At 71.0% G+C, this 5,664-nt stretch carries 8 protein-coding genes and 1 pseudogene; 5 read left to right on the forward strand and 4 right to left on the reverse strand.

What is annotated here, in order from left to right; translation table 11 throughout:
• Positions 1 to 36: 36 nt before the first annotated feature.
• Positions 37 to 165 carry a hypothetical protein gene (locus StrepF001_RS49200; RefSeq protein WP_276322900.1) on the forward strand — a complete coding sequence of 43 codons (129 nt, stop codon included), beginning with the start codon at positions 37 to 39 and terminating at the stop codon, positions 163 to 165.
• A gap of 45 nt (positions 166 to 210) precedes the next feature.
• Here the strand turns inward: StrepF001_RS49200 and StrepF001_RS44205 are convergent, their stop codons facing one another.
• The 3 genes from StrepF001_RS44205 to StrepF001_RS44215 all read right to left on the reverse strand — a co-directional run bounded on the left by StrepF001_RS44205 (position 211) and on the right by StrepF001_RS44215 (position 2,612).
• Positions 211 to 849 (reverse strand): HD domain-containing protein, encoded by a 639-nt coding sequence (locus StrepF001_RS44205; protein WP_129803717.1) that lies wholly within the window; start codon positions 847 to 849, stop codon positions 211 to 213.
• A 91-nt stretch (positions 850 to 940) separates the two neighbouring features.
• Positions 941 to 1,357 (reverse strand): OsmC family protein, encoded by a 417-nt coding sequence (locus StrepF001_RS44210; protein ID WP_129803712.1) that lies wholly within the window; start codon positions 1,355 to 1,357, stop codon positions 941 to 943.
• 43 nt (positions 1,358 to 1,400) lie between these two features.
• Positions 1,401 to 2,612: a YbfB/YjiJ family MFS transporter gene (locus tag StrepF001_RS44215; RefSeq protein ID WP_165396583.1), complete on the reverse strand. Its 1,212-nt coding sequence runs from the start codon at positions 2,610 to 2,612 to the stop codon at positions 1,401 to 1,403.
• A 339-nt stretch (positions 2,613 to 2,951) separates the two neighbouring features.
• Between StrepF001_RS44215 and StrepF001_RS44220 the strand changes: the two genes are divergently transcribed.
• The 3 genes and pseudogenes from StrepF001_RS44220 (at position 2,952) to StrepF001_RS50370 (ending at position 4,557) form a co-directional block, all read left to right on the forward strand.
• Positions 2,952 to 3,728 carry an aquaporin gene (locus StrepF001_RS44220; protein WP_129803714.1) on the forward strand — a complete coding sequence of 259 codons (777 nt, stop codon included), beginning with the start codon at positions 2,952 to 2,954 and terminating at the stop codon, positions 3,726 to 3,728.
• 208 nt (positions 3,729 to 3,936) lie between these two features.
• Positions 3,937 to 4,281, forward strand: a pseudogene (locus StrepF001_RS50365) (recombinase family protein); the annotation flags it as partial.
• Positions 4,282 to 4,356: 75 nt separating this feature from the next.
• On the forward strand, positions 4,357 to 4,557 hold the full coding sequence (locus StrepF001_RS50370; RefSeq protein ID WP_346657025.1) for a recombinase family protein: 201 nt from the start codon (positions 4,357 to 4,359) through the stop codon (positions 4,555 to 4,557).
• A 77-nt stretch (positions 4,558 to 4,634) separates the two neighbouring features.
• On the opposite strand, the gene StrepF001_RS44230 is transcribed toward StrepF001_RS50370, so the two are convergent.
• Complete coding sequence (locus tag StrepF001_RS44230) at positions 4,635 to 4,829, reverse strand: helix-turn-helix domain-containing protein (protein ID WP_240798000.1); 195 nt, start codon at positions 4,827 to 4,829, stop codon at positions 4,635 to 4,637.
• Between the two features lie 450 nt (positions 4,830 to 5,279).
• Here StrepF001_RS44230 and StrepF001_RS44235 point away from each other — a divergent pair, with 450 nt between their 5' ends.
• Complete coding sequence (locus tag StrepF001_RS44235; RefSeq protein ID WP_129803716.1) at positions 5,280 to 5,645, forward strand: hypothetical protein; 366 nt, start codon at positions 5,280 to 5,282, stop codon at positions 5,643 to 5,645.
• Positions 5,646 to 5,664: the final 19 nt, after the last annotated feature.

Raw genomic sequence — 5,664 nt, forward strand, 5'->3', positions numbered from 1 at the left:
GTCTCCACCGACCCGCGAAGTACGGAGCTAGACTCCGTGGCCCGCGCCAGCGGGTTCGGATCGGTGGAGACCATGCGGCGGACCTTCCAACGGATCCTGGGGGTGGCACCGGGGGCGTACCGGGACCGGTTCCGCACCACGCGGCACCGGGCGACCGGGTCCTGACGGCGGGCCCGGCCGCCCGGCGGCCGCGTCACGTCGGCCCGACGGTCACTCGGGCCAGTCGGAGCCGAGGATGACGTCGACGAAGTTCTCGCGCTCGAATCCAGGCACGTACCGCTCCAGTACGTCGGCCTTGACGTTGCCGAACGTCGTCCGGGGACGGGGGGCGATGCCCGCGGTGAACTCCTGAAGGATCCGCCGCTTGAAGTTGGGCCGCGGGTGCAGGGCGACGACCTCCGCGAGGGCCTGTTCGCCGATCTCGTCGAGGCCCAGGCCGAGTACGTCCGCCTCCACGCCGGCGGTCACAAGGGCGACCGCGGGGGCCATGTGCCACGGGATCTCGGGGGTGGTGTGGAGGGCGATGCCCTGCCACACCAGCTGCGCGTCGTCGGGTCCGATGCCGTGCTGCTGGAGGAAGCGGCGGGCCTCGTCCGCGCCGTCGATCTCGAAGCGCTGATCGTCATGGCGGTAACGCTCGGTCAGGCCGAGGTCGTGGAAAAGGGCGCCGACGTAGAGGAGTTCGGGGTCGGCATACAGACCGCGGGAGAGGCCGCGCAGCGAGCCCCAGAAGAAAACGCGCCGGGAGTGGTGGAAGACGGTGGGCGAGGCCGCCTCCCGGACGAGTTCGGTGGCCTCGCGGGCGAGCTTGCTGTTCGGCACGGTGATGCCGGCGACATTGGCCGGGATGCTGTCCACGGGTTCCTCCGGTGGGAGACACAGGGGTTGGCGGATTGCGGGGGCGGCCCTGGCGATGACATGGGCCGCCCCTTCGTACGGATCAGACCGCGGCGACAGCGGCGGGGCGCACGGTGACGTGGGTGCGGACGTCCACCGTGTCGCCGAGCATGCGCTGCACGGGGCAGAGGTCGGCGATGGCCGCGAGCCCGTCGAGCTGTTGCTGATCAAGACGCCCGGAGAGCTCGACCTCCTTGACGATCCGCTCGCGCGAGCCGTCTCGGCCCGCAGTGCGGGCGCTTACCTCGATCCCGGTGAGATCCCAGCCCTTGCGCTCCGCGTACATGCGGACGGTCATCGAGGTGCACGCCCCGAGACCGGCGAGGAGCAGTTCCACCGGGGTGGGGCCGGTGTCGGTGCCGATCGGGTCGGGCTCGTCGGCGAGAAGCCCGTGCGGGCCGGCGTCGATCACGCGGGCCAGACGGCCGTTGTCGTGGACATGGACTTTCCTGGTGGGCATGGCGGCCTCCCTGTTGTCGTGAGGGTCTTGCTGAGGCGGGCGCTCACCGCAGGTCGGCGGGGGCGGGCCGGGCAGTCGCCGCCGTGGTCGCCGGCGCGGGTGCAGAGGCGGTGCGTTCGCGCTGAAGCAACGCGACGACCGCGGACAGGGCGAGCAGGACGACGGACAGCCACAGGCCCTTGGCAATGCCGCCGTCGGAGTCGGACAGGATGCCCGAGCTCAGCGGGCCGACGGCCTGCCCGACGCTGAAGGCGACCGTCAGCCAGGCAATGCCGGACGTCCAGGTGTGCTGGGGCAGCATCCGCCGGGCCAGCACGGTGATCGCGGTGGGACCCGCCATGAAGGCGGCGCCGAAGACGATCGCGGAGACGATCGCGGCGGCCAGGCCGTCCGCCAGCAGCACCGGCAGTACGCCGACCAGCACCACAGCCGAGACCAGCGCCGGGGCCAGCCCGCCGCGCAGACGGCCGATGATCCGGCCCCACACCAGCAGCGTGGCCAACGCGCTCGCCGCGCCCAGCACGATGAAGAAGGCGGCAGCGCTCCAGGTGCTCAGGCCCTGGTCCCTGAGCAGGGCGACGACGAAGGTCATGTACGACACGTAGCCCGCGCCGAAGAGGACGTACCAGACGAACGAGGGCACCATCCTGCGCAGGCGCGAGCCGCCCCGGGAGGCGGTGGCCGGGGGCGCGGCCGGGACCGCACGGACGGCCCACGCGGCGGGGCCGACGGCGAGCAGCGCGAGCACGCCCATCAGCAGCCAGCCCGCCTGCCAACCCGAAGTGCCCCAAGCGGACAGCGCGGCCGGTACGACGACGCCGGACAGGACGACGCCGATGCCGACGCCCGCCATGTAGACGCCGACCAGGGCCGCCGACCGCTGCTGGCGCCCGCCGGTGTGCACGCGGGAGACGAGGGCGGATCCGACGACGAAGGTGACCGCGGTGGACAGGCCGCCCACGAAGCGCAGCACCGACAGGGCGGTGAAGTCACCGGTCAGTCCGGAGCCGAGCAGGGCGAGGGCGCTGATGACCATGCCCCCCACGAAGGAGCGGCCCGCACCGAAGCGGCGGGACCACCAGGCTCCGCTGCCCGCGCCGATGATGTAGCCCAGCGCGTTGGCCGTGTTGAGCCCGCCGGCGGCCGCGTAGGACCAGTCCAGCTCGGTGCGCATGGACGGCAGCAACAGGGCGTATGCGAAGCGGGTGAACCCCAGTGCCACGACCGGGCCCGCGGCCAGCCCGAGTGCCGTCATGTACTCCGAACGCGGTCGAGCGGTTTCCGCATCCATCGATTGCCTCGTCTCTTCCCTGAGATCGAACGATCACCGGTGCCGCCGTCGGTCCGGCGGTCCCGTCTCCGGCCCCGGTGGGCCGGACATCCTGCTCAACCGGCCGCTCGTCCCACGCCATGGCCGTCCGTCGGGACATGCGGCCCTCGGATCAGGACACGTTCGGGCCCCGGGCGCGGCAGCCCGCAGGGGGTGTCCGGAAACGAGGGCCGCGCGTCTCGTCAGGAGGCCGCACATGACGGCGTACGCACGGTTCTTTCTTCCTGTACCGAGAACCGCTTCCTGCCAGAGGAGTCAACCGTCGTGGCCACCGAGTCGACCTCAGCCGGTAAGGTCCCCTCACCGCCCGTCCCCTTGCCCCGGCCGATGGTCCTGTGGGCGTCCGAGCTGGCCGCCACGGCGCTGATGCTGCTGGCCGTGACCGTGCTCTTCCGCCACCTCTTCCACCCCGACGCCTGGCTGTACGCACAGCTCGCGTCGGCCGATGCCCGCCTCCTCGTCGACGCTGCCGTGAGCGGGGCCGTGGTCGCGGTACTCGTCGCCTCGCCCTTCGGTCGCGTCAGTGGTGCCCACATGAACCCGGCGGTCACGGTCGCCCTGTGGGTGGTACGCCACGTGCCGACCCGTCATGTGCCGCTCTACGTCTCGGCGCAGCTGCTGGGGTCGGTGATCGGCGCCTTCGTCGGGCGTCACATGGCAGGCGCGGCCGTGGCCCATCCAGTCGTGGACTACGCCTTGTTGCGGCCGGCCGGTCAGGTGTCGGGTGTGCCCGTCGCGGTCGGGGAGGCGGTCGCGACGGGCGTACTGCTGGCCGTCGTCATACGGCTGGTGCGCCGCCCGGCGCTCGCCGAGGTGACGCCTGTGACGATCGGGGCGCTGCTGACGGTGCTGATCGCGGTGACCGCCGGGCCGACGGGCGGGAGCCTCAGCCCTGCGCGGCAGCTCGGGCCCTGGATGATGGCCGGTGCGGACGGTTCCCTCTGGCCGTACGTGGTCGGTCCGCTCGGCGCGGCGTTGGCGGTCGGCGCCGTCGCCGCCGCCCTCCCCGAGCCCACCGACGGCGACCGGTCCCGGTGGTGAGTGCCTCTGCGGTGTCCCGAACCGTGGATGACGTGTCCGCCGGTGTCCTGTCTTCCCCCATTACTGTGACAGTGCAGGTCAGCGCGTTGGAGGCGATCAGATGCGGCTCGCGGGGTACATCCGGGTCTCGACCGGCAGTCAGCTGGACGGGTTCGGGCTGGAGGACCAGGAGCGCATCGTGCGCCGCTAGACCCGCGAGCACGGCCACCGCCTCGTGAGGCTGTTCGTGGAGAAGGCACAGTCCGGCACCATCGCCGGGGACGAGCGGCCCGAGCTGGCCACCGCCCTGCTGTGGGTCGAGGAGAAGAAGGCCCAGGGCATCGTGGCGCCCAACCTTGACCGCCTGGCCCGCGAGCTGGTCGTGCAGGAGGCAGCCCTGGCCCAGTGCTGGAAGCACGGCGGCCGCGCGTTCATGGCCGATCAGGGCGAGATCCTGCCCGACGACCCCGAGGACCCGATGCGCACCGCCATGCGCCAGATGATGGGCGTATTCGCCCAGCTGGACCGAGGCATGACCGTGGCCAAGCTCCGCCGCGGCCGCCGCATCAAAGGAGAGAAGGGGCAGTACGCCTACGGCGCCTCGCCCTACGGCTGGCAGGCCCACAAGAAGGAACTGACCGAGGAGGAGATGGAGCAGGCCGGCCGCGCCCGAGCGCGCCAGCTCCGCGACGAGGACGAGCTGTCCCTGCGGGAGATCTGCGCGGTCCTGGAGGCCGAGAACATTCACCCGAAGCGTGGGGAGCGCTGGCACCCGGAGACCGTCCGGCGGATGCTCGCCAACCCAGGCGACCGGCCGCCGACCCTGCGCCGACGCGGGCGTACCACGTAGCGGCCGCACCCCCAGCTCCTAGACGACAGGTCTGCTGGTGCTGATGTCGCTGGCAGTCCGGGGGCAGCTCAAGGTGGTCACAGGCCGTCAACGTTGGCGCCCTGCCAGCTCTCACGCAGATACTCGTAGACGGCTTGCTCGGGCACACGGAAGGAGCGGCCGACGCGGATGGCCGGTAGATGCCTACTGTTGACCAGCCGGTAGACCGTCGTCTTGGAGACACCCATGATGCTGGCGACTTCAGCCACCGTCAGGGAGGGGATCCCACTCAGCGGCCGCTCCCCGCCGCGCCGGGGAGCGTGGCTCCCGAGGCTGGGCCGGGCAGAGGTGTTGCGGGGTGCCCTGGAAGGGCCTTGCGGCTGTTCCTGGTCCGACGTCTCACGACCGGCTCGCTCGTGCAGGGCGGCCAGCCGGGCGCGGGTGTCGTTCTCGTCTGTCCACAGTTCAGAGACGGCAGTGGCCGTACCGTGCAGGTGGCGCTCGATGCTCATCGTTCACCTCCACTGACGTCTGCAAGAACGGTTTCCAGGGTGTCACGGCCGAGACGCAGACAGGTCTTCACGGTGTTCAAGGACACTCCCATGACGGCCGCAATCTCATCGTTGGGTAAGAAGCCGTTGTCTTTCCGTACTTGATCTCCGCGTTTCGGCTGGTCAGGCATAGTGCCATTGCTTCTGTGGCAGGCAGGGCATGTCGTGTCGGTGCGGTCGTGGAGGTGCGGGATGCCGTCGGTGATCGGGTTGCTGGAGGAGAAGGAGCGGGACGCTTCCCGGCGTGTGGAGGTGCTGCGTCAGGAAGCAGACCGGATCCTGGCCGAGCTGCGGGAAGCGGAGCTCTCCTGGGAACGGTTCGTGATCGCGCGGGAGGCGGTGGTCGAAGTTCTTGCCGCTCCTGGCGGTGATGAGCAGGCTGCCGCGTCACCGGCGGGGGATCCTGAGCCGACGCCGACGCCGACGCCGACGCCGACGGGCGGGGCGGTGGCAGGGTCGGTGGTGCCGGTGTGGTGCGACGGTCTCGTGGCGTCGGTGCTGGCGCCGGACTATCAGCGGATCCTTGATGTCCTCGCCGGCTCAAAGGAGGCAATCTGAACCGCCCCGGTTCGAATGG

This window comes from Streptomyces sp. F001, from assembly GCF_004187715.1.
GTDB classification, from domain to species: Bacteria; Actinomycetota; Actinomycetes; order Streptomycetales; family Streptomycetaceae; genus Streptomyces; species Streptomyces flavusporus.